This is a genomic window from Jiangella endophytica, from assembly GCF_003427025.1.
In the GTDB taxonomy this organism is placed as follows: domain Bacteria; phylum Actinomycetota; class Actinomycetes; order Jiangellales; family Jiangellaceae; genus Jiangella; species Jiangella endophytica.
Genome location: NZ_QVAI01000005.1, coordinates 153,189 through 179,954 on the forward strand (window position 1 = coordinate 153,189; position 26,766 = coordinate 179,954).

The window sequence follows — 26,766 nt, forward strand, 5'->3', positions numbered from 1 at the left end:
CCCGCCCGCGCGGCAACGCCGCCGACCCCGGAGCACGCATGGCGTTCGAGGATGAGCAGCTCACCGAGGAGGAGGCCGCCCGCCGGCACCGCTGGCGCCGCGTCCGCACGTCGGCGACGTTGCTGGTCCTGATCGGCGTGGTCATCGGGGCCGCCTGGTACAGCTGGGCCAACGTCGTCGGCGACGAGGAGCCCAGTGCCGCGGCGTCCACGGGCCAGCCGTGCGCTCCCGGCCAGCCGACGGCCGCGCCCGCGCCGGCGGAGGTGCAGGTGAACGTCTACAACGCCACCGACCGCAGCGGGCTGGCGTCGGCGATCGCCCGGCAGGTCCGCGACCGCGGCTTCGTCGTCGTCGACGTCGACAACGACCCGCTGGACCGCGCCATCGAAGGGACCGCCGAGGTGCGGTCCCGGGCCGTCGACCAGGCCGCCGCCGAGCTCGTCGCGACGCTCGTCCCCGGCGCGGTGTACGTGCCCGACGAGCGCACCGAGGCGACCATCGACCTCGTGCTCGGCAACGCGTTCGAGGCGCTGGCCGATCCCGCGGCGCCGCCGGCGACGCCGTCAGCCGAGCTGCCGCCCTGCGAGGCCGCCTCCTAGGGCACGCCCTCATCCTCCTCGTCGGGGTGCGGCCCGCCGCGCTCGCCGAACCAGCCGGCGAGGCGGCCGCGGCGTCCGACGGCGCGCAACCGGGCCTCGGTGGCACGGCGCAGCGCTCGCGGCGCGACGATGAGGATCTCGTCGCCATGCAGCAGCTTGGTTCGCGGACCGGGGACCATCGACGTGTCGCCGCGGACGATCAGCGCGATGCCGACCCCGATCGGGACCCGCAGCTCGGCGACCTCGACGCCGTGCAGCTTCGAGCCGGGCGGTATGCGGACGTGGATGAGGTCGGCGTCCAGCCGCTCCAGCGGCGCGGACTCGACGTCGGCGTCGCGGGTGGGGAAGGCCGGCACCATGCCGAGGCGCGCGGCCAGCCAGGGCAGCGTCGGTGCCTGTATCAGCGTGTACAGCACGCTCACGATGAAGACGACGGCGAACAGCCAGTCGGCCCGTTCGACGCCCTCGGCCAGCGGGATGGTCGCGAACACGACCGGCACCGCGCCTCGTAGCCCGGCCCAGGACAGGAACACCTTCTCGCGGATCGACATCAGGAACGGCGCCGTCGCCGCCCACACCGAGATCGGCCGCGCGACGAACGTCAGCGCGGCGCCCGCGACGACCGCCGTCACGAACGCGCCCGGCATGTCCGCCGGCGACGCCAGCAGGCCGAGCATGACGAACAGGCCGATCTGCGCCAGCCAGGCCAGCCCTTCGACGAACGACCGCGTGGCCGCGCGGTGCGGCAGGTGCGAGTTGCCCAGCACCAGCGCCGCGATGTACACCGCCGCGAACCCGCTCATGTGGGCGAATGCGCCGAGGCCGTACGCGAGCACGGTCAGCGTGAGCACGACCAGCGGATAGAGGCCCGACGCCGGCAGCGCGGTCCGGCGCAGGATGGCCGCACCCACCCGCCCCACCACGTAGCCCAGTGCTGCGCCGCCGAGCAGCTCGTACACCACCGTCAGCCCGATCAGGAGGAACCCGCCCTCGGGACCGTGGCCCACGCTGAGGATCGTCACCAGCACGATGGCGGGCGCGTCGTTGAGGCCCGACTCCGCCTCCAGGGCGCCGGACAGCCGCCGTCTCAGCGGCAACCGCCGCAGCGTCGAGAACACCGCGGCCGCGTCGGTCGGCGCGAAGATCGCCCCGAGCAGGATCGCCGGCAGCCAGTCCAGGCCGAGCGCGTAGTGCCCGATGACCGCGACGACCGCCGTGCTCACGACCACGCCGACGGTGGCCAGCGACAGCCCGATGCCGAACACGGGCCGCGCCTCGTCCCACTGGGTCGTCAGACCGCCCTCGGCCAGGATCACGACCAGCGCGGCGTAGGCGAAGGACTGCGCGACGTCGGGATCGGAGAACTGGATGCCAAGCCCCGACTCGCCGATCACGAGGCCGATCAGCAGGTACAGCACGAGGCTGGGCAGCCCCAGCTTCACGCTCACCCGCACCGCGATGACGGCGGTGATGAGCACGAGGGCTCCGGCGAGCAGGAAGACGTTGAGCGAGTCGACGGTCACGCCCCACCCCCCGTCCGTTGTCCCGGCGACCCACGTCGCGGCAGGTCTAGAGCCTAAAGTGCGGCCGGGCTTCGGTGCGCGACGTGCGGAAGGGGCGAGACGCGAGGGAAGCGGCGGGTCCCCCTGCGGAGCCGGGCAGGACCGCGCCGATACGGCGCTGACCTGCGGATCTGGCGCGTTCCGGTGACCCCGGCGGGGCGAGCCGCCCGGGCTTCTCCGTGCTGTGACACCCGCCCTGCTACGACGACGGCATCCAGGTGCGGGCCGCCGTGACGAGGGCGGTGACCCCGTTCGCGACGGTCGGCTCGATGACCGGGGCGTAGTGGGGTGAGTGGTTGGACGGCACGGTGAGCAGCGCCGGGTCGTTCATGTCGCCGGTCGTGAACAGCGAGGGGTCGGTGCCGCCGAGCAGCCAGTAGGACAACGGCGCGCCGGCGCTCGTCGCCAGGATCCCGACGTCTTCGCTGCCGGCCCCGGCGCCGGGGTCGAGGATGCTGTCCGGTCCGAGCCACTCGGCGAACGCGTCCAGCGTCCTCCCGAGGGCGGCGGGATCGTTGACCACGACGGGGAACCGTTCGATCTCGGTGATGGTGGGTTCGTCGGTCGCGCCGGCGGTCGCGGCCTCGCCTCGGACGATCCGTTCGATGCTGTCGAGGATGCGCCGGCGCACGCCGGTGTCGTAGCTGCGGATGTTCAGCTGCAACTCGGCCTCGCCGGGGATCACGTTCGCCGCGTCGCCGGCATGGATCGAGCCGACGGTGAGAACGGCCGTCGCGGTGCTCGGGATCTCGCGGGAGATGACGGCCTGAAGACGCAGGACCGTCTCGGCCGCCATCACGATCGGGTCGATGGAGGCTTCGGGCATCGACCCGTGCGCGCCGCGGCCGACGAGTCGCACGCCCAGGGAGTCGGAGCCCGCGTAGGACGCGCCGGGATGCCCCGCGATCTTCCCGGCCGGCAGCGGCGCCACGTGCTGGCCGAGGACGACGTCGGGTGCCGGGAAGCGGTCGTACAGGCCGTCGTCGACCATCGCCTGCGCCCCCTTGCCGAGCTCCTCGGCCGGCTGGAACACCACGAGCAGCGTGCCGGACCAGCTCGCCGTGTCGCCGGCGAGCACGTCGGCGGCGCCCAGGAGGCACGTCGTGTGCAGATCGTGGCCGCAGGCGTGATCGACCGGCACGCTCTTGCCGCTCTCGTCGGTCGTCGTCACGGTGCTGGCGTAGTCCAACCCCGTGTCCTCCCGGACGGGAAGCGCGTCCATGTCGGCGCGCAGCAGCGCTGTCGCGCCGGGCCCGTTCCTCAGCAGGCCCACGACCCCGGTGCCGGCGACACCCGTCGTCACGTCGAACCCGGACGCCTGGAGCCGATCCGCGACGATCCCGGCGGTGCGGTGCTCCTGGAAGCCGAGTTCCGGATGCCGGTGCAGGTCCTTGTACAGGTCCGTGAGCGTCGGATCGACGGGGATGTTCTCGTGCCTGGTCATGGCTGCCCCCTCGAGGATCGCCTTCCACGCTAGGAGGGCGAGCGCAGTCTGGCGACCCAGCCGGTCCGGCGAGGTCCGGTGCGGCACCTGCACGTCGCGGTGACCCGGGAACGACGAAGGGCCCCAGCTCCACGAGAGTGCGTGGCTGGGGCCCTTCGGCTGGCGGTAGCGGTGGGATTTGAACCCACGGTGGAGTTGCCCCCACACACGCTTTCGAGGCGTGCTCCTTAGGCCGCTCGGACACGCTACCGCCGTCGAGGGTACCGGAGCCCCGGGCGCTGTAGGAAATCGGGCGAGCGGGCCACGATCACGACGCGCGGCCGCCCCACGCGGCGAGACGGCCGGCCGGCGACCTTCACGCCGCCGGCCTCAGCGTTGGGTCGCGAAGAAGTCGCGGACGAGCGCGCCGCACTCGTCGGCGAGGACGCCGGCGAGGACCTCGGGGCGGTGGTTGAGCCGGCGGTCGCGGACGAGGTCCCAGAGCGAGCCGACGGCACCGGCCTTCGGATCCGGCGCGCCGTAGACGAGGCGGTCGACACGAGCCAGGACGAGGGCGCCGGCGCACATCGAGCACGGCTCCATCGTGACGACGAGCGTGCAGCCGTCCAGCCGCCACGATCCGACCTCGGCGGCGGCCGCGCGCAGCGCGAGCACCTCCGCGTGCCCCGTCGGGTCGGCGTCGGCCTCGCGCCGGTTGTGGTCGCGGCCGAGCACCGTGCCGCCGGCATCGACGACGACGGCCCCGATCGGCACGTCACCGGTCGACGGCGCGAGCTCGGCCTCGGCCAGAGCGATGCGCATGAGCGGCTCGTAGCGCCGAGTGGCGGGTCCCGCGGACATGTCCTCGACGATACGTGCCGGGCGAGTAAGGCGAGTCACACGCGCCGGCCGGAGATTCTCAGCGTGACCACAGGAATCACGCACGATTCTTTGACGAGATCAAGATGCAGATGCGAGACTTAGAAGAACGAGCGTTCGCTTTACGGGAGTTTCCATGACCCTCACCTCCCTCTCGATGATCGACCGCGGCCTCACGCCCGACATCGCCGTCGACCGTTCGGTGGACCGGGCGGCCGAGTTGCTCGAACTGCGTCCGGGCGTCAACGAGCTGCTCAAGCTGCACGACCGCGAGCTCGGCGTCCAACTGCCGCTGCGCCGCGACGACGGCAGCATCACCGTCGTCCAGGGCTACCGCGTGCAGCACAACGGCGCCCGCGGGCCGTACCTCGGTGGCCTGCGCTTCCACCCGCGGGCCGACCTGCACCAGACTCGCGCGCTGGCGTCGCTGACGACGTGGCGGTCGGCACTGCACGGGCTGCCGTTCGGCGGCGCCCAGGGCAGCCTGCTGATGGACCCGTCCGACTACTCGACGACCGAGCTCGAGGCGCTCACCCGGCGCTACGCGCTCGCCGTCAGTCACATCATGGGGCCGCGGCTCGACATCGCCGCGCCCGACCTCAACACCGACGCACGCGTGATGGCGTGGTTCCTCGACGCCTACGGGAGCCGGCACGGGCACGGGCCGGGCGTCGTCGCTGGCAAGCCGCTCAGCCTCGGGGGCGTGCCCAGCGGCGAGGCGGCGGCCGGGCGCGGGCTGGTGTACGTGCTGGAGGCCGCGGCGCGGCGCTGGGGACTCGACCTCGGGGCGCAGCGGGTCGCGATCCAGGGCTTCGGCCACGTCGGCTCCTGGGTCGCGCGCGAGCTGTACGTGCGCGGCGTGCGGGTGGTCGCCGTCGGCGACGCGGGCGGCGCGGTGCTGAACGAGCGCGGGTTGGACGTTCCGGAGCTGCTGCGTGCCACCGCCGCCGGGTACTCCGTCGCCGACTCCGGGGCGCCGCTGCAGCGCATCGCGCCCGACGAATTGCTGACGCTGGACTGCGACGTGCTGATCCCGGCGGCCACGGGCGAGGTGCTGACGGCATTCAATGTCGACGGCGTGCGCGCGGGCATCGTGGTCGAGGGCGCCGCCCACCCCGTCACGCCGGAGGCCGACGCCGTACTCGACGCGCGCGGGGTGCGGCTCATCCCCGACCTGCTGGCCGGCGGCGGTGCTGCCATCGCCGCGTACGCGGAGTGGGCCCAGGGCGTCGCCGGCGCGCCGTGGGACGAGCAGCGGCTCGCGACGGAGCTGCGCGGCCGTATCGAGCGGACCTTCGCCGAGGTGGCCGAGTTCAGCGAGGAGCACGGCTGCAGCTACCGGGAGGCGGCCTACGCGCTCGCCGTCGACCGCGTCGCGACGGCACTGCAACTACGCGGCGGCTTCTGACGCGACGCCCGTGAGACGATCGGCCATGCGATTCCTGACCGGGCAGCAGGTCGCGGCCAGCGGGCTCGACGGCTGGGCCCACCTCGGCAACGGGCTGTACACCCGGGCCGCCACGCCCGACTTCGCGACCGGCCTGGCACTGGTGAACGCCATCGGCGCGGCGGCCGAGCAGGCGAACCACCATCCCGAGCTCACCTTGCACGCCACCCACGTCGACGTCGCCTTCGTCGGCCGCGACAGGCCCGGCGTCGGCGACCGCGACGTCGCGCTCGCCCGCACCATCACCGACCTGGCGACGGCCGCCGGCCTGACGCTCGACGGCGGGTCCGTCTCGCGGATCAACCTCGCCCTGGACACCCCCGCCACGCCCGACGTGCTGCCGTTCTGGCGGTCCCTGCTCGCCTACGAGGATCGTCCCGGCGCTCCGATGGTGCGCGACCCCGCGGGCCGGCTGCCGTCGGTGTGGTTCCAGCCGTCGGGCGCCGACGAGCCGCGCCAGCGCTGGCACCTCGATGTGTGGGTCGACCCCGCGCAGGTGGAGCCGCGGATCCAGGCATGCCTCGCGGCCGGCGGCCGGGTCGTCGACGACGAGCACGCCCCCGCGTTCTGGGTGCTGGCCGACGCCGAAGGCAACCGCTCGTGCCTGGCCACCTGGCAGGACCGCGACTGACCGCGTCCGGGCGGAGATCAGGGCAGGACGTCGTCCAGTTGCGGGCCGAAACCGGCGCGCGCGGCGATCTGCAGGAGCATCTCGTCGGGATAGTTGTCGATGTCGTCGCAGATGGCGGCCAGCGCCATCGGGTCGACACCGAGATCGGCGAAGATCGTGAGGTCCCCGGCCGGCTGCACCGGGTCGTCGTCGTCCGGCAATGGCAGCCCGAGCCGCTCGACGACGTCGCGGGCCATCGGCCAGTCGGTGGCGGCGGTGACGTCGGACAGCAGCAACCGCACGTCGGCGCCGGTCAGCCGGAGCGCGTAGAAGAAGTCCTCGTCGACGGAGACGAACGCCAGCGACCCGACGTCGCCCGGCCGCTGCCGCAGCAGGTCGACCAGTCTGCCGAGGTCGTGTCCGAGCTGTCGTGGCACGGTCTCGACCTGCCAGCGTCCGTCCTCGCGGTTTGCCACGACCACGAAGTCGACGACGCCCTCACCGTCGGACGCCACCAGGACCCTCTCGGGGTGTGGCCCCTACGTGCTCTGCCGCAGCCGCCGGCGCAGGCCCGCGGTACGGCCGTGCCAGGGGGTGGAGCGAGCGAGCAGTGCGCGGGCCTCGGCCAGCTCGCGCAGGAACACCGCGCGCTGACGTAGGCGTGCGGCGTCGGCGACGAGCTCGCCGCCGGGGGTTGTCGGGGGATCGTCTGCACCCGAGCCGACTGGCTCGGCGATGGCGCCCTCGGGCATCTGGCCTCCGTTCTTCAGACGCAACCCCTGCACACTCGGGGGACGCTAGCACCAGCAGACCCACCTGGTCGAGAGCGTGCCCGGTATTCATCCGGGACCGACGTCCGACCCCGCGGTCAGCCGTCGCCGCTTTCATATAAGTTCCTGGCATGCGTCTGCTGGCCGTCGATCACCCTCTCGTCGCGCACAAACTCACCGTGCTGCGCAACGTCCGCACCGACTCGCCCACCTTCCGGCGACTGGCCGACGAGCTGGTCACGCTGCTGGCCTACGAGGCCACCCGCGAGGCGCGCGTCGACTCCGTCGAGATCCAGACGCCGGTCGCGCCGACCACCGGCGTGAAGCTCAGCTCGCCCAAGCCGCTCATCGTGCCGATCCTGCGCGCGGGCCTCGGCATGCTCGACGGCATGGCCCGGCTGGTCCCCACGGCCGAGGTCGGCTTCCTCGGCATGATCCGCGACGAGGACACCCTGCAGGCCACCACGTACGCGACGAGGCTGCCCGACGACCTCACCGGGCGGCAGTGCTACGTGCTCGACCCCATGCTCGCCACCGGCGGCACACTGGCCGCGGCCATCCGGTTCCTGGTCGACCGCGGCGCCGACGACATCACCGCCGTCTGCCTCCTGGCCGCGCCCGAAGGCGTCCAGCACCTGGACGAGGAGACGAGCGAGCTCGGCGTGCCGATCACCGTGGTGACCGCTGCGGTGGACGAGCGACTGAACGAGAAGGGCTACATCGTGCCCGGCCTCGGCGACGCCGGCGACCGTCTCTACGGCGTCGTCGACTGACCGCCCTGGAAATGATCACGTTCAGCATGGGTGTGTTCGCTCCACGAGGCATGCATGCCTCGTGAGGCGTGAACTCGCCTGGGCCGACGTCGGAAAACGCTTGCCCCGGCACTGCCAGGACTCTGCCCGCTTCACCAGGCATGCATGGGTGGTAGAGCGGTAAGAGCCCTACTGAACGTGATCATTCCCAAGCGGGTCAGAGCGACTTGAGCGCCGTCACGAGCGCCGTGAGCGAGGCCTTCGCGTCGCCGAACAGCAGCGTGGTCTTCGGGTCGAAGAGCAGCTCGTTCTCGATGCCGGCGAAGCCAGGGCGCATCGACCGCTTGAGGAAGACGATCGCGCCGGCATGGTCGGCGTCGAGGATCGGCATGCCGTAGATCGGCGAGCCCGGTGACGTCCGAGCCGCCGGGTTGACCACGTCGTTCGCGCCGACGACCAGCGCGACGTCGGACGTGCGGAGCTGGCCGTTCGCGGTGTCCATCTCCAGCAGCTGCTCGTACGGCACGTTCGCCTCGGCGAGCAGCACGTTCATGTGCCCCGGCATGCGGCCGGCCACCGGGTGGATCGCGTAGCCGACCTCGACGCCGCGCTTCTCGAGCAGGTCGACCAGCTCGCGGATGGTGTGCTGTGCCTGCGCGACCGCCAGGCCGTACCCCGGCACGACGATGACCTTGCGGGCGTACGCCAGCATGATCGCGACGTCGTCCGGGCCGGCCGAGCGGACCGGGCGGTCCGACACCTCGCCGCGGCCGGCGGTGGAGCCGCCCTTGAACGCGCCGAACAGGATCGACGACACCGAGCGGCCCATGGCGCGCGCCATGGCCCGGGTGAGGATCGTGCCGCTCGCCCCGACCAACGTGCCGGCCACCAGCAGCAGCGCGTTCTCCAGCACGTATCCGCCGGCCGCGACCGCCAGGCCGGTGAACGCGTTGAGCAGCGAGATGACGATCGGCACGTCCGCGCCGCCGACGGGCAGCACCAGCAGCACCCCGGCCAGCAGCCCGACGACGGCCAGGATGATCGCCAGCGTCACGCTGCCGGTCGCGACCGTCCACACGCCCAGGCCCAGCGCCGCCACCAGCACGCCACCGAAGACGAACGGGCCGCCCGGGAAGGTGATCGGGCGGCCGGTCATCAGCTCCTGCAGCTTGAGGAACGTGATGACGGACCCGGAGAACGACACCGCGCCGATGAGGATCGTGAACGCCGTCGCCGACAAGGTCCCGGTGGTGAGCAACTGCGCCAGCCGCTCGAGCTCCTCGAGCGTGTGGCCACCGGCCTCGTCGTTGAGCGGCGCGTAGGCGAACCACCCGCCGTCGTTGAAGAACCCGTTCGGCTTGACCAGGCCCGCTCGGGCCGGCTCGGACAGCTCCAGCAGCGCGACCAGGGCCGCCGCGCCGCCGCCGACGCCGTTGAAGAGGGCGACGAGCTGCGGCATCGCGGTCATCGCGACCCGCCGGGCGCCCCACGCGCCGCCGACCGCACCGACAGCGACGGCCAGCAGGATCCAGCCGAGGTTGTCGATGTCGTAGGCGATGAACGTGACGACGACGGCGAGCAGCGCGCCGAACGCGCCGACGAGGTTGCCGCGTCGGGCGGACTTCGGCGACGAGAGGCCCTTGAGGGCGAGGATGAAGCAGACGGCGGCGACGACGTAGCAGACCTGCGCCCAGACGGGGATCACGCGCCGCCCTCCTTGACGTCCGCGGCCGGCGCATCGGCCGGCGGCCGCTTGCCGCCGAACATCTCCAGCATCCGGTCGGTGACGACGAACCCGCCGACCAGGTTCAGCGTCGCCAGGACGACGGCGATCAGCGCGACCACCAGCACGCCGGCCTCGTCCGCTGTCCCGGCCACGATGACCGCGCCGACGAGGATGACGCCGTGGATCGCGTTGGCACCGGACATCAGCGGCGTGTGCAGCGTGGACGAGACCTTCGACACGACCTCGAACCCCACGAACACCGCCAGCACGAACACCGTCAGCAGCGCGACGCCCTCGGTCACTCGGCCTCCAGGAGCTCGCGGGTGGGTGCGTGCCGCACGACACCGTCGTGGGTGACGGCGGCGCCGTCGACGATCTCGTCGGCGAAGTCGGGCGTGACCTTGCCGTCGGCCGTCATCAGCAGCACGAGGTTGACGACGTTGGCCGAGAACAGCCGGCTCGCGTGGACCGGCAGCTGGCTCGGCACGTTCCGGCCGCCCCACACCAGCGCCCCGCCGACGAGGATCTCGGCGCCCGCGACGCTGCCCTCGACGTTGCCGCCGGACTCAGCGGCGAGGTCGACGACGACGCTGCCGGGCTTCATCGCCTCGATCGCCGGCCGCTGGACCAGCAGCGGAGCCGCGCGCCCCGGCACGGCCGCCGTCGTGATCAGCACGTCGGACGCGGACACGTGCGGCGCCAGCAGGTCGCGCTGCAGCTGGGCGCGGTCCTCGGTCATCTCGCGCGCATAGCCGCCGGAGCCCTCGAGACTGGGCAGGTCGAGTTCGACGAACTTCGCGCCGAGACTGCGCACCTCGTCGGCCGACGCGGCGCGGACGTCGTAGGCCTGGACGCGGGCGCCCAGCCGGCGCGCCGTCGCGATGGCCTGCAGCCCGGCCACGCCGGCACCGAGCACCAGCACCTCGGCGGGCGGGATCGTGCCGGCGGCGGTCATCGAGAGCGGGAAGAACCGGGGCAGTTTCTCGGCCGCGACCAGCACCGCGCGGTATCCGCCGACCAGCGCCTGCGACGTGAGCGCGTCCATCGACTGCGCCCGCGAGATGCGCGGCACCAGCTCCAGCGAGAACGCCGTCACGCCGGCGTCGCGGGCGGCCCGGACGACGTCCAGCTCCTGCGTCGCGGGCAGGAGGGAGACGGTGACGGCGCCGCTGCGCAGCGCCGCGAGGCGCTCGGGCGGCAGCGGCTGCACCGAGACGACGACCTCGGCGCCGGCGAGCGCGTCGCCGGCGACGATCGTCGCGCCGGCGGCCTCGTACGCCTCGTCGGTGTGCAGGGCGCCCAGTCCGGCTCCGGACTCGACGGCGACCTCGAGGCCGGCGCTGGTCAGCCGGCCGACGAGGTCAGGGACCAGCGCCACCCGGCGCTCGTGCTCACGGGTTTCGGCGGCGACGACGACCTTCATCGCCCGCAGACGTTACCCGTCAACGTGGGGTGATCGACAGAGGTTTGCCACGTGTTGGTCGGTCCCGTAGGGGACGAGCCCTCCCGTGGATGGAGACGAAACGCCGTTCACCGGGGACAATGGAAGGAGCACCCTTTGAGAAAGGACACGCCATGGGCAAGAACACCGGTTGGATCGTCGGAGGAGCAGCCGCGGTGATCCTCGCGCTCTGGCTGCTGCCCTTCTGGCTCTTCGTCGTGCTGCTGATCGGCATCCCGGTCGCCGGCTACCTCGTGCTCGACCCGTCGCAGCGGCGCCGCCTGCGCGGCCGCCGGAACCGGCAGATCGGACAGTAGACAGTTTCACCAGAAGCGTGCGGCGTAGATGCCGCATTCACATCGTAGACACCGGACCCGCATGGTCGTAGTCTCCTCGGTGACGAGGAGGTCGCCATGCGGGTCCGTGCGCTCATCACGCTGGTCGCCATTGGCACGCTGCCGCTGGTCACAGCCGGCGGTCTGACCCCGACGGCGCCGGCGGCGGCCGAGGCGCAGGTGCTCGCCGCACCGTCCGGGTACGCGCTGAGCTGGGCCGACGAGTTCGACGGCACGACGGTCGACACCAGCCGCTGGGACTTCCGCACCAGCAAGCCGTGGAACGGCTGGAGCACGCAGCTGCCCGAGAACGTCAGTGTCGGCGGCGGGGTCATGACCATCCGGCTCTGCCCCGAGGCGACCTCCGGACCGGCGTGCACACCGACCACCGCCGCCACCGATTACACCGGCGGCGGCCTGATCAGCAAGGACCGGCCACGCTACGGGTACTACGAGGTCCGGGCCCGAACGAACGTGGGCTCAGGCTGGCACTCGGCGTTCTGGTCGGCGCAGGTCGGTGCCACCGGCGCGTTCACCGAGATCGACGGGTTCGAGATCGACTCGCACGTCCCCGGCGACGCGCGGCACAACGTCATCGCCTGGAACCACGGCGGCCACCTGACCAGCGGGATCGACGAGCTGGGCTTCGACAGCTCGGCCGACTGGCACGTCTACGGCTACGAGTGGCGCGAGACCGAGGTGCGGTTCTTCGTCGACGGCGTCCTGGCATGGAGCACGCCGTATTCGCAGAGCACCTACGTCCACAACTTCCTCAACGTCTGGCTGACCACCATCGCCATCGACCTCAACAACAGCCCCGGAGTCGACGACAGCGCGCTGCCGGGCGCGGTGCAGTGGGACTACGTCCGCTTCTACGAGCGCGACGTCTACGGCGACAACGACGACCCCGCCGGTGGGTACACGGAGTCCGGAACCGGCTGGGCGGCCTCCGGTCTGCCCGCGTTCGGCCGGCTGACCAGCCGTTACAGCTGCGTCGCGGGCGCGGCGGCCACGTGGACGCTGCGGCCCCCGTCGACCGGCGCCTACCGGGCCTACCTGTACCGCCTCGGCGGCGACGGAGGCCAGCCCGACGCTCCGGTGACGGTGGCCGACGGCGACACGCCGCTCGCCTCCGCGGCGGTCGACTTCAACACCACCGGGAACGCGTGGGTTCCCGTCGGCGGCGCGCTGTCGCTGACCGCCGGCCGGCCCTACACCGTGCGCCTCGAGCGGACCGGCGCCGGCTGCGTCCGCGCCGACGCCGTCAAGTTCGTCCGTCAGTGATCCCCGCCCCGAAGGTTCAGGAGGTCATCACGTGATCGTCTCCGCCCCGGCCCGTCGTCTCCGGGTCTGGTCCACGCTCGCCCTGGGCGTCGTCGCCGCCCTGAGCACCATGTCGCTGTCCGCCGCGCCCGAACCGGCGGCCGCGGCCGAACCCGTCACGGACACCGCGCCGGCAGCGCTCGCCGACGGACCCGCTCCGCCGCTCCCCGGATACGAGCTGGCCTGGGCGGACGAGTTCGACGGCGTCAACAGCGACGGCACCGGACTCGACACCGGCGACTGGTACTACCGCGAGGGCGAGAAGGTCATCTGTTCCAACAGCCCGGACAACGTCACGGTCTCCGGCGGCCTGCTGCACATCGCGCTGAAGCGCGAGGACCGCAACGGCATGCCGTACACCTGCGGCGGCGTCATCAGCAAGGAGTGGTTCGGCTACGGCTACTACGAGACCCGCGCCCAGCTCTGGGGCGACCAGGGCTTCCACTCGGCCATGTGGACGACCGGCCTCGGCGACAGCATGCCGGACGCGCCGCTCTACAAGGGACCCAACAACCGGGTGAACGAGATCGACGGGTTCGAGATCGACTCGCACGCGCCCGATCGCGTCCAGCACCACTCCCACTGGTTCGTGCCCGAGCACATCGGCAACCAGGGCGGCGTCTACGTCGGCCCGGACAGCTCCGACGGCTATCACACGTACGGCTTCGAGTGGCGGCCGGACGAGATCCGCTGGTACGTCGACGGCGTCCTCGCCCGGGTGCAGCCCTACGCGGGGCCGCACGGTCTGCAGAGCATCTGGCTGACGACGCTCGGCTACACCGCTCCGGTCGACGAAACCCACCTTCCCGGCGTCACCACCTGGGACTACTTCCGCTACTACGCGCCGACCGACGACGGCGAGCGCGCGACGCCCGGCAGCGTCGTCGTCGACAACGGCGAGCCCGGCTACGCCGAAAACGGCAGCTGGTCGGACACCGGGGAGGCGTTCGGCTACCAGGACCGCGAGACCCGCCGATCGACGGAGGCCGGCGCGACGGCCGCGTGGACGCCGAAGCTCACCGCGGCCGGGCAGCACGAGGTGTACGTCTGGAACCCGAGCTTCCTGGCCACCGGGCACACGGCCGCCCGCTACACCGTCACCCACGCGGGCGGGACCACCGACGTCGTGGTCGACCAGCGCACGGCCGGCCAGCGTTGGGTCAGCCTCGGCTCGTTCGAGCTGACGCCTGGGGCGGGGCACGGCGTGCGGGTCGCGGGTGATCCGGCCGGCAACGGCACGCTGCGGGCCGACGCGGCCAGATTCACCCCCGCGGTGGTCGTGGACGACGGCGGCACCGGCTACACCGAATCGGGGACCTGGGCCGGGTCGTCGACGGTGACCGGCTGGCTGGGCACCGGCACCCGCTACGCAAGCGGCTCCAGCTCGACCGCCCGCTGGACGCCCGACCTACCCGCGAGCAGCACGTACGACGTCTACGCATGGACTCCGGGCAACGAGTTGAACACCGGCGCCGCGCGGTTCACCGTCACCCACGCCGGCGGCACGACAGTGGTCCCGGCCGACGGCGTCAGCGACCGGTGGACGTACCTCGGCCGGTACTCCTTCGCCGCCGGCAGCGGCGGCCACGTCGAGCTGGGCAAGGACTACGGCGTCACCGGGTTCCTGCGAGCCGACGCGGTGAAGTTCGTCCCGGTGCCCACGGCGCGCGACACGGCGCCGCAACCGCCTGCCGGGGTGCGCGGGACCGTCAACGCGATCCCGGCCACCGGCGACGCCGTGCTGATGTGGCACTGGCGGCCGGTCCGGGATTCCGACGTCGTCGGCTACCACGTCTACCTCGACGGGCAGCGGGTGAGCTGGCAGCCGGTGGTGCGCCCGTGGTTCCGGATGCGCGAGATGCTCGCGGGGCAGCGCCACCAGATCACGGTGACCGCCGTCGACAGCGCCGGGCGTGAGTCGGCGCCGTCCGTCGCGGCGTCGGTCCGCATCCCGGTCGACACCCGAGCGCCCGCCACCCCCACTGGGCTGGTCGGCGAGGCGGCGAACGGACGAGCGATCCTCTACTGGTCGCAGAACGCCGAGCTCGACCTGCTCGGGTACAACGTCTACGCCGACGGGCGGTTGGTGAACGCGAAGGGACCGGTCGGCCACATCGCGGACCCGAGCTTCACTCAGCTCGGCTTCCCGATCGAGGAACTGGCGAACGGCGAGGCGCACCGGCTGGAGATCCGCGCCGTCGACCTGTCCGGCAACGAGTCGGCGCCGGCCACCGTCGCCGTCACCCCGCTGCCGATGAGCATCGTCGGCGTCAGCGACGCCGGGTACGCGGAGCAGGGCACATGGACCGGATCGAGCGTGCCGGGCTGGCTGCGCTCCAGCACCCGGACCAGCAACCTCACGACGGCGACGGCCACCTGGCGACCGGACCTGCCCACGTCCGGCAGCTACGACGTGTACGCCTGGGTCCCCCACCACGCCAACAGCAGCACCGGCGCCCGCTACACCGTCACGCACCAGGCCGGCGCCGACAGCGTCGACATCGACCAGACCAGCGGCGGGAACCAGTGGATCCGGCTCGGCCGGTTCGACTTCGCCGCGGGAACCGGCGGCGACGTCACGATTTCCAACGCCGCCCGCAGCGGCTATCTGCGCACCAGCGCCGTGAAGTTCGTCCCGGCCGGCTGACGAGGAATGATCACGTCAAGTTGGTGTCTTCCCGCTTCCCCAGGAATGCATGCCTGGGGAGGCGGGAAGACCCATGCTCAACGTGATCATTCAGGGGCGGCGGAGGCGGAGCGTCACGATCTGGAACGGCCGCAGCCGCAGGGTGACGGCGTCACCGCCGCCGACCAGCGCGGTCGCCTCGACGGGCCGCTCGAGCAGGTCGGCCTCCTCGACGCCGGCCACCGGGAACGACGGCGTCAGCGTGGCGGCCGCGCGCCCGCCGCCCGCCTCGTAGAGCCGGACGACGACGTCGCCGGAGCGGTCGTCGGCCAGCTTGACCGCCGACACCACGACGGACCCGCCGGACACCCGGACCAGCGGCTCCACCTCGTGACCGGCGCCCTCGACCAGCCGGGCCGGCAGGTTGAGCGCGTAGCCCTCGCGCACCGCGTCGTCGATCGTCGCGCCCGGCACCAGGGAGTACCGCAGCGTGTGCACGCCCTGGTCGGTTTCGGGGTCCGGGTACCGCGGCGCCCGCAGCAGCGACAGCCGCACAGTGGTCGTCGTCCCGCCCGACGGCGACGCGCCGCGGCGCACGTCGTGACCGTAGGTCGAGTCGTTGACCAGCGCGACGCCGTAGCCGGGCTCCTCCAGGTGCACGAACCGGTGCGCGCACACCTCGAACCGCGCCGCGTCCCAGGACGTGTTCTCGTGCGTCGGGCGGAAGTGGTGCCCGAACTGCGTCTCGTACGCGGCCCGCTGCGTCTGCACGTCCAGCGGGAACGCCGCCTTGAGGAACTTCTCCCGCTCGTGCCAGTCGACCTCGGTGGCGACGTCGACGCGCCTGGCGCCGGGCTCGAGGGCGATCTCCTGGACGATGTGCGAGTCGCCGAAACGCCGCGCGACGCGGACGGTACCGCCGTCGGCGCTCAACTCGTCCACCTCGACGAGGTCGGTGACGGTGTTGCGGTAGAACTCGTCGACGTCCCAGGCGTCCCACTGGTTGGGCAGGTCCTGGTGCAGTTGCAGCAGGTTGCCGGGACCCGCGAGCACCTCGCGGCCGGCCTCGAGGTCGAGCACCGACGTGAGCAGCCCGCGGCCGTCGACGGTGACCCGCAGCAGGCCGTTGTCGAGGACGTACCCGCCGTCGGCCGCGACCACCTCCGTCGACGGCGCCGGCTCGGCCGCCGGCAGCGCCACGGGCACCCCGGCGAAGGCCGGCACGTCGCAGCGTCCGTGCGGCGCGGCGTTGAACGCGACGGTGGTGTCGCCGTCGCCGGCCAGTGCGTGCTGGGCCCGCTCGATGATCTCGGTCAGCTCGGCCGCGATACCGGCGTACTGGTCCTGCGCCTCGCGGTGCACCCAGGCGATCGACGAGCCGGGCAGGATGTCGTGGAACTGGTTGAGCAGGACCAGCTTCCAGATGCGGTCCAGGTCGTCGTAGGGATACTCGGCCCGGCCCGCCACGGCCGCCGTCGCCGACCACAGCTCGGCCTCGTGCAGCAGGTGCTCGCTGCGCCGGTTGCCCTGCTTGGTCTTGGCCTGCGACGTGTACGTGGCGCGGTGGATCTCCAGGTACAGCTCGCCGGACCACACCGGCGCGTCGGGGTACTCGGCCTCGGCGCCGGCGAAGAAGTCGGCCGGCTTCTCGATCGCGACCCGCGGCGAGCCCTCGAGGTCCGCCGTCCGGCGCGCCTGGGCGATCATCTCGCGGGTGGGGCCGCCACCGCCGTCGCCCCAGCCGAACGGAACCAGCGAGCGGTTCGCGTCGCCCTTGTCGCGGAAGTTGCGGACCGCGTGCGCCAGTTCACCGCCGGACAGGTCGGAGTTGTAGGTGTCGACCGGCGGGAAGTGGGTGAAGACGCGGGTGCCGTCGAGCCCCTCCCACCAGAACGTGTGGTGCGGGAAGACGTTCTGCTTGTTCCAGGAGATCTTCTGGGTGAGGAACCAGCGCGACCCGGACAGCGTCACCAGTTGCGGCAGCGCCGGCGAGTAGCCGAAGGAGTCCGGCAGCCAGACCTCCTGCGTGTCGATGCCGAACGTCTCCAGGAAGTACCGCTTGCCGTGGACCAACTGCCGGGCCATCGCCTCGGAACCGGGCAGGTTGGTGTCCGACTCGACCCACATGCCGCCGACGGGGATGAACCGGCCGCCCTTGACCTGCGCCGCGACCCGTTCGAAGACCTCCGGACGGTGCTCCTCGATCCAGGCGTACTGCTGCGCCGACGACATCGCGTAGACGAGGTCCGGGTACTCGTCGAGCAGGCTGACCACGTTCGACGTCGTACGCGCGACCTTGCGGACGGTCTCGCGCACCGGCCACAGCCACGCGGAGTCGATGTGCGCGTGCCCGACGGCGGAGAGGCGGTGCGCGCTGGCGTTGGCCGGCTTGGTGAGGACGTCGGTGAGCTCGGCCCGGGCGGCGCTCGCGGTCGCGGCGATGTCCTGCAGGTCCAGCGCGTCCAGCGCCCGCTCGACGGCGCGCAGCAGCTGCCACCGGCGCGGCTCGCCCTCGGGCAGCTGCGGCATCAGGCCGCCGATCGCCTCGAAGTCCTGCCAGAGCTCCCACACGTCCTGCTCGAACACGGTGACGTCGGCCCGGTTGATGCGGTACAGCGGCTCACCGCCGGCGGTCGACTTGTCGCCGAGCGGCGTGATCGCGAACGGCGTCGCGCCGTCGAACACCTGCGGGTTCGCGGCCGCCTCGACGTAGAGGTCGATCCGCTCACCGCCGCTGACCGGGCCACCGACCGGCAGCCACGCGTTGCGCGGGTGCAGGCCCTTCACCACCGTGCCGTCCGGGCGGTACGCGAGCCCTTCGGCCTGGAAGCCCGGCGAGTGGTCCGCCCAGCCCAGGTCCAGGACCAGCTCGACCCGCCGTCCCGCCGCCTCGGCCGGCACCTCGCCGGTCACGTGGAACCACGACGTGCCCCACGGCGGACCCCACCGCTCACCCACCTCGACCGGGGCGTAGAGGCCGTCGCCGACCGCCTCGCCGCCCGGCAGCGCGGCCTGCGGCGGCACCGGTTCGCCCTGGCCCCCGTCGACGTGCCAGACCGTCAGGGACAGGGGGGCGACCGTGCGGTGGACGGCCGGCCTGAGCCGCTGGCCCAGGACTCGTTTCAGGCGGTTCTCGACCAGGGCGCGGTTGTCATGCATGCGGGCTTCCAGCCTCCGTCGGATGGACTGCGATGCGGGCTCCGGGCACTTCGGCGCAGACCCGGACGACAACGTTACGGCGTTGTGGGAACGTCCCCACAGCGAGCCACGCGGCTCGCTCCGCTCACTCCGCGCAGCGGACGGCGTCGATCGAGCCGGTCAGCTCCGACGTCGTCAGATACCCGCAGCCGTCGGCCAGATGGGCGACGGTCTCGGCCTGCAACACGTTGCCGGGCGGGACGCGGCGCAGCGGCCAGTCCGGGAACGACGCGACGTCGGCGCCGGGCTCCGGCGACCGGTACTCCAGCACCTCGTCGTACGTGCGCAGCAGCACCCGGCCGGCCTCGAGATCGGCCGACGCGTCCGTGACGACGTTGCCGACCAGGCCCGCGAGGAACCCGTCCTCCGGCTCCGGCAGCTCGATCTCGCCGAGCAGCGCCAGCTCACCACCGTCGGCCGGGCCGCGGTACAGCCGGGTGGTCCCGGTCTCGCCGGTGTCGCTGTCGAACGGCGCCTTGCTGACGATCAACGGCCGGCCGTCCGGGTCCACGAACAGCGCCTCGGCATCGGTCGGCCCGTCCTCGTACCGGAACTCCAACGCGTCGGCGTCGACGGTCGCGGGCGGGTCGTCGAGGTCCGGCTCCGGCGATCGGTAGACGACGACGTGGTCGCGGCCGACGTGATCGCCGATGTCGCCGACGTACAGGCAGGACGCGTCCGGATCGTCGCCGCACGGGCCGACGGCCAGCGCCTCGGCGTTCTCGGCGTCCATCCCGGCCAGCTCGATCCGGGCGACCAGCGTGCCGTCCTCATGGACCACCGCCACCTCCGACGTGCCGGCCTCGTCGCTGACGACGTAGTACAGCCCCGGCGTGCGGACGCTCGCCGCCATGCCGCTGACCTCGACGACGGTGTCCTCCGTGAGGGTGCCGACGGTCTCGGCGTCGCCGTAGCACGGGCTGTCACAGTCCAGCGACGGGTCGGACGACGGCTCACCAGACGTCTCCGGAGAGGGGTGCGCACGGCTGTCTTCGGGAGTAGCCCCGGCGGAGGGTGAGCCGTTCTCCGTCGAATCCGGAGCCGAGCCCGAGCAGGCCGCGAGCTGCAGAGCAGCCGCAACCGTCACGACAAGCACACGACTCCCCGTTCCCCCACGTGTCACGGAGGCGCGCAAGATTTTTCTCCGTTTCCTTCCCGTTTGACCGGCGCCGGACATAGCCTCGTGTCAAGAGCGGCACCATTCTCGCCCCCCGGGGTGGTGCCGCTCGGTGTGTGCGGCCCGGCGTGGCGCGCGTCAGGCCGAGGCCACGTCGCGCAGGTGCTCCGTCAGCCCGAGCACGTCGCGCACCACCTGCAGCAGCTGCGGCCGCAACTCCGCGTTCGAGACGTCGGGCAGCGCCAGGATCGAGACGATGACACCCAGCGCGGCCGACGTCCGCACCCGTTGCTCGATCGACAGATCGCCGTTGGCCAGCAGCGCCGCCAGCCTGGTGTCGTTGGCGCGCATGTGGTCGAGCAGGGTCGAGTTGGAGACTCCCGCGAGGTCGTTCATCGCATAGGTGGCGACCCGCCGATGGGCCAGCAGGAGGTCGATGTAGCGCTCGATGAGCGTCAGCCGCCAGCCCGGGCTGCCGATCTCGGCGGTGTTCGATTCGGCGTCGGCGATGATCCAGTCCTCGCCGTCGACCATCGGCCGCAACAGGTCGTCGAGAATCTCCACCTTCGTCCGGTAGTGGTAATAGACCGCAGCCTTGGTGATTCCGAGCGCGTCGGCGATCTCACGCAGCGTCGATCGCTCGTAGCCCTGCCGGGAGAACAGGTCGAGCGCGACCTCGCGGATGTTTCCGGCCGTATCCGCGCCGGGTCGTCCCTCGTCGGTCATCTCCGTCGCCGCCTCGCTGATCGGGAAGTGAGGGCGGCCACACAATACGTTAACTACTTGCCGGCCGACAAGTGCCGCCGTAGCGTGAGACTCAAGCACTTGTCGGCCGACAAGTAGAGGCAACTTCAAGGGGGCGCTGGCGCTCCTCGCACGTCGCCAGCATGGAGGACCGATGGCCTCGGAGACCATGTCCCGGCGCCCGCCCACGCTGCGCCGGGTCCGCAAAGACACACGACTCGCCACGGCCGCGAAGGAGATCGCGTTTCTCCTGTCGGCCGCACTTCTCTACACACTCGTCCGCGGCCTCACCAGCGACCGTGTCGACGCCGCGTTCCGGCACGCCGATGACGTCATCTCGTTCGAGAAGGCGCTCGGGATCCACGTCGAGACCGAGCTGCAGAGCCTGATCCTCGACCACGAATGGGCGGTCGACGCCGCCAACGGGTTCTACATCTACGGCTACTGGCCGGTGTTCGTGCTCACGCTGGTCTGGCTGATCGCCCGGCGGCCGGCGGCATATCCGTTCTACCGGAACGCGTTGCTCGCGTCCGGGGCGTTCAGCCTGGTCATCTTCGCGTTCTATCCGCTCGCGCCGCCGCGGTTCCTGCCCTGGCACGGTTTCGTCGACACCATCTCGCAACAGGCGCCGACCTACCGCGAGATGAACTCGCCCACGTTCGTCAACGAGTACGCCGCCATGCCGAGCCTGCACTTCGGCTGGATCCTGCTGCTGGGCATCGCCTGGGTGGCGCTGTCGCGAGTGCTCGTCGTCCGCATCATCGGCGCGACGATGCCGCTGCTGATGTTCGCCGCCATCGTCCTCACCGGCAACCACTACGTCGTCGACGCGATCGTCGGTGGTGGCGTGGTCGTCGCCGGCATCGGGGTCGCAGTACTGATCGAGCGGTTCAAACGGCAGCGCGCCGTCCAGGCCGCCATCCAGGACGCCCACTCCTCGGCCTCCGGCGACGACGACACCCCGGACGACGACGCGGCGGACGGCGGGACCATCCCCACGCAACGCACCCCGAACCTCTCGCGGGTTCGCTGACGTCCGGCTGGTCACTGGGGCCGGACTACCCGGCTCCAGTGGCTTGCGGCGCGGGCACGCCACCCAGCTGCCACCGGACCCGCCACGCCGCCCTCTGACGCCACCCAGCCCACCGGGCGGCGCTCACTCGACCGGCGCGCACCAAGGTGGCCGCGAACCGTCCGCAGCTCCCGACCGGTCACCCGACGCATCGTGAGCCACCAACCCACCACCCGGCACGCGCCCGCTCCCGCCGCACCACCTGCGGACCCGCCACATCCGCCACATCCACACCGCCGGACAGCGGCCCCACCCGGCAGTCACCTCCGGTCCGGTCGCCACAGCGCGACCGACCCACCGGCCACCGCCCGGCGCGCAGCCCGCCCCGCGCGGCCGTCCGCCCGAAGCAGCCTCGTCCACACCTGAACGCACAGCAACGGCGACGGGGGCACCGTTGACCCCGTCGCCGCCGGCGTACCGGATGGGCGGTCCGCCCGTCAGGGCACGGCCGGCTCGAGCACCTCGTCCTCGACGGGTTCCGGCTGGGCGTCGCCGCGACCACGCCGGCGGGCCCGGAGCACCATCACCACCAGGCCGCCGATCGCGACCCCGGTGACCAGCATCAGCCCCGGCCGGAACTGCTCGAACGTCGCCTCACTCATGCCGTCCGCCGTGTGCGAGCCGGCCGTCACGAGCGCCGTCGTCACGGCGAGCACCACGGCGCCGCCGATCTGCCCGGACGTCTGCACCAGCCCGGCGGCCAACCCCTGCTCGGAGTCGTCGACCCCGGCGGTGGCCTGCGACATGATCGACGAGAACGCCAGCGCGAACCCGAGCCCGATCAGCACCACGCTGGGCAGGATGTCCGTCGCGTAGGCCGGCGACGGATCACCGCCGAACACCAGGAACCACAGGTACGCCGCGCTCAGCGACACCAGCGCCGCGATGATCGGCCGCTGCGTCCCGTACCGGTCGATCACCCGGCTCATGTACGGCGAGCCGAACGCCACGATCAACCCCGCCGGCAGCAGCGCGAGCGCCATCCGCAGCGGCGACCAGCCCAGCGCGGCCTGGAAGTAGATCGACAGCATGAACTGGAAGCTCAGGTACGACCCGAACAACGCGATCATGGCGAGGTTCGCCCGGACGATCGAGGCGATCCGCAGGATGCCGAGCCGGACCAGCGGGTGCGCGACCCGCTGCTCGACCGCGACGAACGCCGCCAGCAGCGCCACCGCCAGCACGAACAGCACGATGGTGACGGGGTCGGCCCAGCCGCGTTCCGGCGCGGACACGACGGAGTAGACGGCGAGCAGCATGCCGGCCGTGAGCGTCGCCGCACCGGCCAGGTCGTGACCGCCGGCGTCGGCCGGACGGTCGCGCGGGATCAGCGCGATGCCGGCGACCAGCGCCAGCACCGCGAGCGGCACCGGCATGAGGAAGTTCCATCGCCAGCCGGCACTGGTCAGCAGGCCGCCGAGGATGAGCCCGGACGAGTACCCGCTGGCGCCGAAGACGGCGAAGATCGACAGCGCCTTGTTGCGCGCCGGTCCTTCGCGGAACGTCGTGGTCAGGATGGACAGCGCCGTGGGCGCGGTGAACGCGGCGGCGACACCCTTGACGAACCGCGTGACGATCAACAGCGTGCCGTCGTCGACGAGCCCGCCGACGAGCGACGCGACGGCGAAGACGGCGAGGGCGATCAGGAACACCCGACGGCGGCCGAGCAGGTCGGCCGTGCGGCCACCCAGGAGCAGCAGCGCCCCGTAGCCGAGCACGTAACCGTTGACGATCCACTGCAGCGAGGTGGTCGACAGCCCCAGTTCGGCGCCGATCGACGGGAGCGCGATTCCGACCATCGACACGTCGAGACCGTCGAGGAACATCACCAGGCACAGCACGGCGAGGACGCCCCAGAGACGCGGCGTCCACCGCTGATCGTCGTGTGAAGCAGAGGTGGAAGGCGGTGCGGCGAGTGCAGTCACGGGGCGAGACATTACATGCGCGTGCATCAGATGCACAAGCATTAAATGTCATTGCATAGATACGGTGGCGGTGTTAGAGTGCGCTCCATGAGCGGGACCGAGGAGCGTGAGCTGGTCACCCAGTGGCGCGACCTCATGACCTGCTACAACAAGGTCGCTTGCGACCTCGATCGCGAGCTTCAGGACCAGCACGGACTCGGCCTGAGCGAGTTCGAGGCGCTCGACCGGCTGATCGAGTCGGGTCAGGACAAACTGCGCATGCACGAGCTCGCCGAGGGCATGTACCTCAGCCAGAGCGCGTTCTCCCGCACCGTCGCGCGGCTCGAGCGGGCCGGCCTGGTCGGACGGTCCATGTGCATGGACGACCGCCGCGCGATGTTCGTGACGGCGACCGAGAACGGCCGGGCCCGGCACTCCGAGGCCCGCGACACTCACCGCAAGGTGCTGGCCCACCACCTCAGCTGAGCCGGCTCACCCCGTCACCAGACACAGCGTCGCCTCCGCCACGCCGACGCGCAGCTGCTGACCCCAGCTGAGCACCAGCCGGTCCGCCTCCAGGCCGTCGCCGAACACCACGAGCCCGTCGGTCTCAGCGATCAGCTCCAGCCGGTCGCCGGTCGCCAGCAGCCCGTCGACGCAGGCCGTCCCCGTCGACGGCGACGGCCATGCCTCGCGGACGAACCACGCAAGCGTCCGGTCGACGGGACCGGGCAGGCGCGGCGGCGTGGACCGGCCGCTCACGAGCGAAGCGCACCAGCCGGTCGCACCGGTGCCGGTCCCGACGATGACCCCGGACGACGACTGCCGCTCCGCCTCCCGGCCGGGCACCGTCAGCGAGTACCGCGCCGACTGGTGACTCGCGTGACCGGCGAAGATCTCGTTCACCGCGAGCAGCGTCTGCCCGTCGTCGAGCTCCGCCGTCACCATGGTCCGCCGCTCGACGCCCGCGCGGTCCGCGACGACGTCTGCCAACAGCCGCGCGACGCGGTCGGGCACGTGCCGGACCAGGACGCCCGGGTTGCGCTCCGGGTCCGGGTTGACCCCGACGACCGGCTGACCGGCCAGGTACTTCGCGACGTTCGCGACCAGCCCGTCCTGCCCGACGACCACCACGACATCGCCGTCCTCGAACCGGAACCGGTCCAGGTCGGCGCGCTCGACCGTCCCGCGCCGCCAGTCGCTCGCAACCGCGACCGCGACCTGCTGCCGGGCCGACTCGTCGGCGTCGTGCCGACGCTGGACGGCGGCGAGGTCGCGGCCGCGTCCCCGCAGGAAGAACTCGGCCTGACCTCGGGTGCCGTGCCGGTCGACCAGCTCCTCCAGCTCGGTGCGGCGGTGAACGACCACCACGCGTGGCGCCAGCATCAGCGCGGCGCCCCGTCGGTCAGCTTCGCCAGTACCGACGTCAGCAGGTCCGGCGTGATGTTCACCATCCCGACGTCGGGCAGCCCGCCGGCCAGCTCGCGCAACGCCAGAGCCAGCAGCGTGCGGTGGTCCAGCTCAGCCAGGACGGCCATCCGCGCCGACTCGGCGTCCGCCTCGGCCGTCCCCGTCTGCCGGATCCGGTCGGCCTCGGCACGGGCTGCCAGCCCGACGCGTTCCGCCTCGCCCTCGGCGGCGATCCGCGCGGCCGCCGCCTCCTCCGTCGCCCGGCGCCGCTCGTTGGCGCCGTGCTGCGCGACCAGCCGCTCCTCGCGGGCGGCCAGCTCGATCTTCGACTGCAGTTCGTTCTCGCTGATCGCCCGTTCCCGTTCGACGGCGTGCGCACGGCGCTCGTAGGTGGCGCGGTCGGCCTCCTCCTGGATCAGCTCGCGGGCCGGCGTCTGCAGCGCTCGCTCGATGTCCGGATCGGGCCGCACGGCGACAACGCGCACGTCCAGCACGACGATGCCGGTGTCGCCCAATCGGGCATCGTCGACGAGGCCGGTGCGCAGCCGCTCGCGGATCGCCGCGACCCCGGCGCCCAGGGCGTCGGCCATCGGGATCGTCACGAGCAGGTCGGCGGCGTGCTGCTGAGCCGTCTCCGTCAGCAGGTGCGCGACCTGATCGAGCGGCGCGGACCGCCAGCGACCGGTGGCCGTGTCGATGGCGAAGTCGATACGGCCGGCGACCTGTTCGGGGTCGGCGAACCGGTACGTCACGGTCGACTGCACGGCGATCTTCTGGAAGTCGCAGGTGCGGGCGTGGAACAGCAGCGGTAGTTCACGGTCGTCCACGGGGACCTCGCTGAGCGCTGCGGTCAGCGGCCGGAACCAGAACGAGCAGCTGGTGCCGCTGTACACGACGTCGTCGCCGCGCTGGTGGATGACGTGTTCGGTCGGGGTCGAGCGGACGTGTCGCACGACGCCGAAGCTGCGGATCTCTGCCATCTCGCTGGTCCTCTCGTCACTTTTATCGTCTCTTCGACGATAAGGGGATCTGGGTGTAATCGTCAAGATGACGAGATATGGTGTGGGACATGGCCGGTTCCGAGCACCCGCCGTTCGCCGTGACCGTCGACCTCGTGATCCTCACCGTGCGATCCGGCCGGTTCGCCGCGCTGGTCGTCGAACGAGGAGAGGATCCGTTCCACGGCCGCCTCGCCCTGCCCGGCGGCTTCGTCCGTCCTGACGAGGACCTTCCCGACGCGGCGCTGCGGGAGCTGCGCGAAGAGACCGGGCTCTCGCCATCGCTGGGTCATCTCGAACAACTGGCCAGCTACGGCGCGCCCGGCCGCGACCCCCGCCAACGCGTCGTCTCCGTCGCCTACCTCGGGCTGGTGCCGGACCTACCTGAGCCCGTCGCCGGCAGCGACGCCGCGTCGAGCCGGTTCGTCCCGGTCGACGACCTGTTGCGCGACGCCGGGTCGCTCGCCTTCGACCACGGCCGGATCCTGGCCGACGGCGTGGAACGGGCGCGCGCGAAGCTCGAGTACACGTCGCTTGCCACGGCGTTCTGCCCCGACGAATTCACGGTCGGCGAGCTGCGGGCCGTCTACGAGGCGGTCTGGGGGGTCGAGCTGGATCCGCGCAACTTCCACCGCAAGGTCACCGGCACGCCCGGCTTCCTCGAGCCCACCGTCGGCACCACCACCCGTGGCGGTGGCCGGCCCGCTCAGCTCTATCGCCGCGGTCCCACCACCGCGCTCATGCCGCCGCTCCTCCGTCCCTGAACCCCGTCCTCGCCGCGCCGCGCGCCTGCTTCACCCGCCGTCTCGCGCCGGTCGGCCCACACGTCG

24 protein-coding genes and 1 tRNA gene are annotated in these 26,766 nt (G+C 72.0%); 10 read left to right on the forward strand and 15 right to left on the reverse strand.

Annotated features, from left to right (window positions below):
* The first annotated feature begins 38 nt into the window (after positions 1-38).
* On the forward strand, positions 39-599 hold the full coding sequence (locus DZA62_RS12555) for a LytR C-terminal domain-containing protein (protein ID WP_116949245.1): 561 nt from the start codon (positions 39-41) through the stop codon (positions 597-599).
* On the opposite strand, the gene DZA62_RS12560 is transcribed toward DZA62_RS12555, so the two are convergent.
* The 4 genes from DZA62_RS12560 to DZA62_RS12575 all read right to left on the reverse strand — a co-directional run bounded on the left by DZA62_RS12560 (position 596) and on the right by DZA62_RS12575 (position 4,445).
* Positions 596-2,122, reverse strand: a complete 1,527-nt coding sequence (locus DZA62_RS12560) for a potassium/proton antiporter (protein WP_116949246.1) — start codon at positions 2,120-2,122, stop codon at positions 596-598. The two genes, DZA62_RS12555 and DZA62_RS12560, sit on opposite strands and share 4 nt — an antisense overlap.
* A gap of 238 nt (positions 2,123-2,360) precedes the next feature.
* Positions 2,361-3,605 carry an amidohydrolase gene (locus DZA62_RS12565; protein WP_116949247.1) on the reverse strand — a complete coding sequence of 415 codons (1,245 nt, stop codon included), beginning with the start codon at positions 3,603-3,605 and terminating at the stop codon, positions 2,361-2,363.
* A gap of 160 nt (positions 3,606-3,765) precedes the next feature.
* Positions 3,766-3,855, reverse strand: a tRNA-Ser gene (locus DZA62_RS12570).
* 119 nt (positions 3,856-3,974) lie between these two features.
* Entirely contained in the window at positions 3,975-4,445 is a 471-nt protein-coding gene (locus tag DZA62_RS12575) for a nucleoside deaminase (RefSeq protein WP_232827407.1), read from the reverse strand.
* A gap of 154 nt (positions 4,446-4,599) precedes the next feature.
* Here DZA62_RS12575 and DZA62_RS12580 point away from each other — a divergent pair, with 154 nt between their 5' ends.
* Both DZA62_RS12580 and DZA62_RS12585 read left to right on the forward strand, forming a co-directional pair.
* A complete protein-coding gene (locus DZA62_RS12580; protein WP_116949248.1) occupies positions 4,600-5,871 on the forward strand; it encodes a Glu/Leu/Phe/Val family dehydrogenase in 1,272 nt (423 codons plus the stop codon).
* 25 nt (positions 5,872-5,896) lie between these two features.
* Positions 5,897-6,541: a VOC family protein gene (locus tag DZA62_RS12585; RefSeq protein WP_116949249.1), complete on the forward strand. Its 645-nt coding sequence runs from the start codon at positions 5,897-5,899 to the stop codon at positions 6,539-6,541.
* Between the two features lie 17 nt (positions 6,542-6,558).
* Here DZA62_RS12585 and DZA62_RS12590 read toward each other — a convergent pair whose 3' ends face one another.
* Positions 6,559-7,035: a tRNA adenosine deaminase-associated protein gene (locus tag DZA62_RS12590; protein WP_198663690.1), complete on the reverse strand. Its 477-nt coding sequence runs from the start codon at positions 7,033-7,035 to the stop codon at positions 6,559-6,561.
* Between the two features lie 24 nt (positions 7,036-7,059).
* On the reverse strand, positions 7,060-7,272 hold the full coding sequence (locus DZA62_RS12595; protein WP_116949251.1) for a hypothetical protein: 213 nt from the start codon (positions 7,270-7,272) through the stop codon (positions 7,060-7,062).
* Positions 7,273-7,421: 149 nt separating this feature from the next.
* Here DZA62_RS12595 and upp point away from each other — a divergent pair, with 149 nt between their 5' ends.
* Entirely contained in the window at positions 7,422-8,063 is a 642-nt protein-coding gene (upp, locus tag DZA62_RS12600) for a uracil phosphoribosyltransferase (RefSeq protein WP_116949252.1), read from the forward strand.
* 196 nt (positions 8,064-8,259) lie between these two features.
* On the opposite strand, the gene DZA62_RS12605 is transcribed toward upp, so the two are convergent.
* Genes DZA62_RS12605 through DZA62_RS12615 form a run of 3 tightly spaced genes read right to left on the reverse strand, consistent with a single transcriptional unit; the run spans position 8,260 to position 11,191 of the window.
* Entirely contained in the window at positions 8,260-9,747 is a 1,488-nt protein-coding gene (locus tag DZA62_RS12605) for an NAD(P)(+) transhydrogenase (Re/Si-specific) subunit beta (protein ID WP_116949253.1), read from the reverse strand.
* Positions 9,744-10,070 carry an NAD(P) transhydrogenase subunit alpha gene (locus DZA62_RS12610; protein ID WP_116949254.1) on the reverse strand — a complete coding sequence of 109 codons (327 nt, stop codon included), beginning with the start codon at positions 10,068-10,070 and terminating at the stop codon, positions 9,744-9,746. Before DZA62_RS12610 ends, DZA62_RS12605 begins: the two co-directional genes overlap by 4 nt.
* Positions 10,067-11,191, reverse strand: coding sequence for an NAD(P) transhydrogenase subunit alpha (locus DZA62_RS12615; protein ID WP_116949255.1), 1,125 nt, complete (start codon positions 11,189-11,191; stop codon positions 10,067-10,069). The genes DZA62_RS12610 and DZA62_RS12615 overlap by 4 nt, the downstream gene beginning before the upstream one ends.
* A 152-nt stretch (positions 11,192-11,343) precedes the next feature.
* On the opposite strand from DZA62_RS12615, the gene DZA62_RS12620 reads away from it, so the two are divergent.
* The 3 genes from DZA62_RS12620 (at position 11,344) to DZA62_RS12630 (ending at position 15,514) form a co-directional block, all read left to right on the forward strand.
* Positions 11,344-11,526 carry a hypothetical protein gene (locus DZA62_RS12620; protein ID WP_116949256.1) on the forward strand — a complete coding sequence of 61 codons (183 nt, stop codon included), beginning with the start codon at positions 11,344-11,346 and terminating at the stop codon, positions 11,524-11,526.
* Between the two features lie 96 nt (positions 11,527-11,622).
* Positions 11,623-12,828 (forward strand): family 16 glycosylhydrolase, encoded by a 1,206-nt coding sequence (locus tag DZA62_RS12625; protein ID WP_116949257.1) that lies wholly within the window; start codon positions 11,623-11,625, stop codon positions 12,826-12,828.
* A gap of 31 nt (positions 12,829-12,859) precedes the next feature.
* Positions 12,860-15,514 (forward strand): golvesin C-terminal-like domain-containing protein, encoded by a 2,655-nt coding sequence (locus DZA62_RS12630; protein WP_116949258.1) that lies wholly within the window; start codon positions 12,860-12,862, stop codon positions 15,512-15,514.
* 90 nt (positions 15,515-15,604) lie between these two features.
* On the opposite strand, the gene DZA62_RS12635 is transcribed toward DZA62_RS12630, so the two are convergent.
* The 3 genes from DZA62_RS12635 to DZA62_RS12645 all read right to left on the reverse strand — a co-directional run bounded on the left by DZA62_RS12635 (position 15,605) and on the right by DZA62_RS12645 (position 20,534).
* Complete coding sequence (locus DZA62_RS12635; RefSeq protein ID WP_116949259.1) at positions 15,605-18,652, reverse strand: alpha-mannosidase; 3,048 nt, start codon at positions 18,650-18,652, stop codon at positions 15,605-15,607.
* Between the two features lie 124 nt (positions 18,653-18,776).
* On the reverse strand, positions 18,777-19,778 hold the full coding sequence (locus tag DZA62_RS12640; protein ID WP_157987633.1) for a hypothetical protein: 1,002 nt from the start codon (positions 19,776-19,778) through the stop codon (positions 18,777-18,779).
* Positions 19,779-19,946: 168 nt separating this feature from the next.
* The gene (locus tag DZA62_RS12645; RefSeq protein WP_198663691.1) at positions 19,947-20,534 is read right to left on the reverse strand and encodes a TetR/AcrR family transcriptional regulator; all 588 of its coding nucleotides are present in this window, start codon (positions 20,532-20,534) and stop codon (positions 19,947-19,949) included.
* 172 nt (positions 20,535-20,706) lie between these two features.
* Here DZA62_RS12645 and DZA62_RS12650 point away from each other — a divergent pair, with 172 nt between their 5' ends.
* On the forward strand, positions 20,707-21,585 hold the full coding sequence (locus tag DZA62_RS12650) for a phosphatase PAP2 family protein (RefSeq protein WP_116949262.1): 879 nt from the start codon (positions 20,707-20,709) through the stop codon (positions 21,583-21,585).
* A gap of 476 nt (positions 21,586-22,061) precedes the next feature.
* Here the strand turns inward: DZA62_RS12650 and DZA62_RS12655 are convergent, their stop codons facing one another.
* On the reverse strand, positions 22,062-23,561 hold the full coding sequence (locus DZA62_RS12655) for an MFS transporter (RefSeq protein ID WP_116949263.1): 1,500 nt from the start codon (positions 23,559-23,561) through the stop codon (positions 22,062-22,064).
* A 75-nt stretch (positions 23,562-23,636) separates the two neighbouring features.
* Here DZA62_RS12655 and DZA62_RS12660 point away from each other — a divergent pair, with 75 nt between their 5' ends.
* Positions 23,637-24,014, forward strand: coding sequence for a MarR family winged helix-turn-helix transcriptional regulator (locus DZA62_RS12660; RefSeq protein ID WP_116949491.1), 378 nt, complete (start codon positions 23,637-23,639; stop codon positions 24,012-24,014).
* 6 nt (positions 24,015-24,020) lie between these two features.
* On the opposite strand, the gene DZA62_RS12665 is transcribed toward DZA62_RS12660, so the two are convergent.
* Both DZA62_RS12665 and DZA62_RS12670 read right to left on the reverse strand, forming a co-directional pair.
* A complete protein-coding gene (locus DZA62_RS12665; protein ID WP_232827409.1) occupies positions 24,021-24,914 on the reverse strand; it encodes an NAD(+)/NADH kinase in 894 nt (297 codons plus the stop codon).
* On the reverse strand, positions 24,914-25,918 hold the full coding sequence (locus DZA62_RS12670; RefSeq protein WP_116949265.1) for an SPFH domain-containing protein: 1,005 nt from the start codon (positions 25,916-25,918) through the stop codon (positions 24,914-24,916). The genes DZA62_RS12665 and DZA62_RS12670 overlap by 1 nt, the downstream gene beginning before the upstream one ends.
* An 89-nt stretch (positions 25,919-26,007) precedes the next feature.
* Here DZA62_RS12670 and DZA62_RS12675 point away from each other — a divergent pair, with 89 nt between their 5' ends.
* Positions 26,008-26,700, forward strand: coding sequence for an NUDIX hydrolase (locus DZA62_RS12675; protein WP_198663693.1), 693 nt, complete (start codon positions 26,008-26,010; stop codon positions 26,698-26,700).
* Positions 26,701-26,766 lie beyond the last annotated feature (66 nt).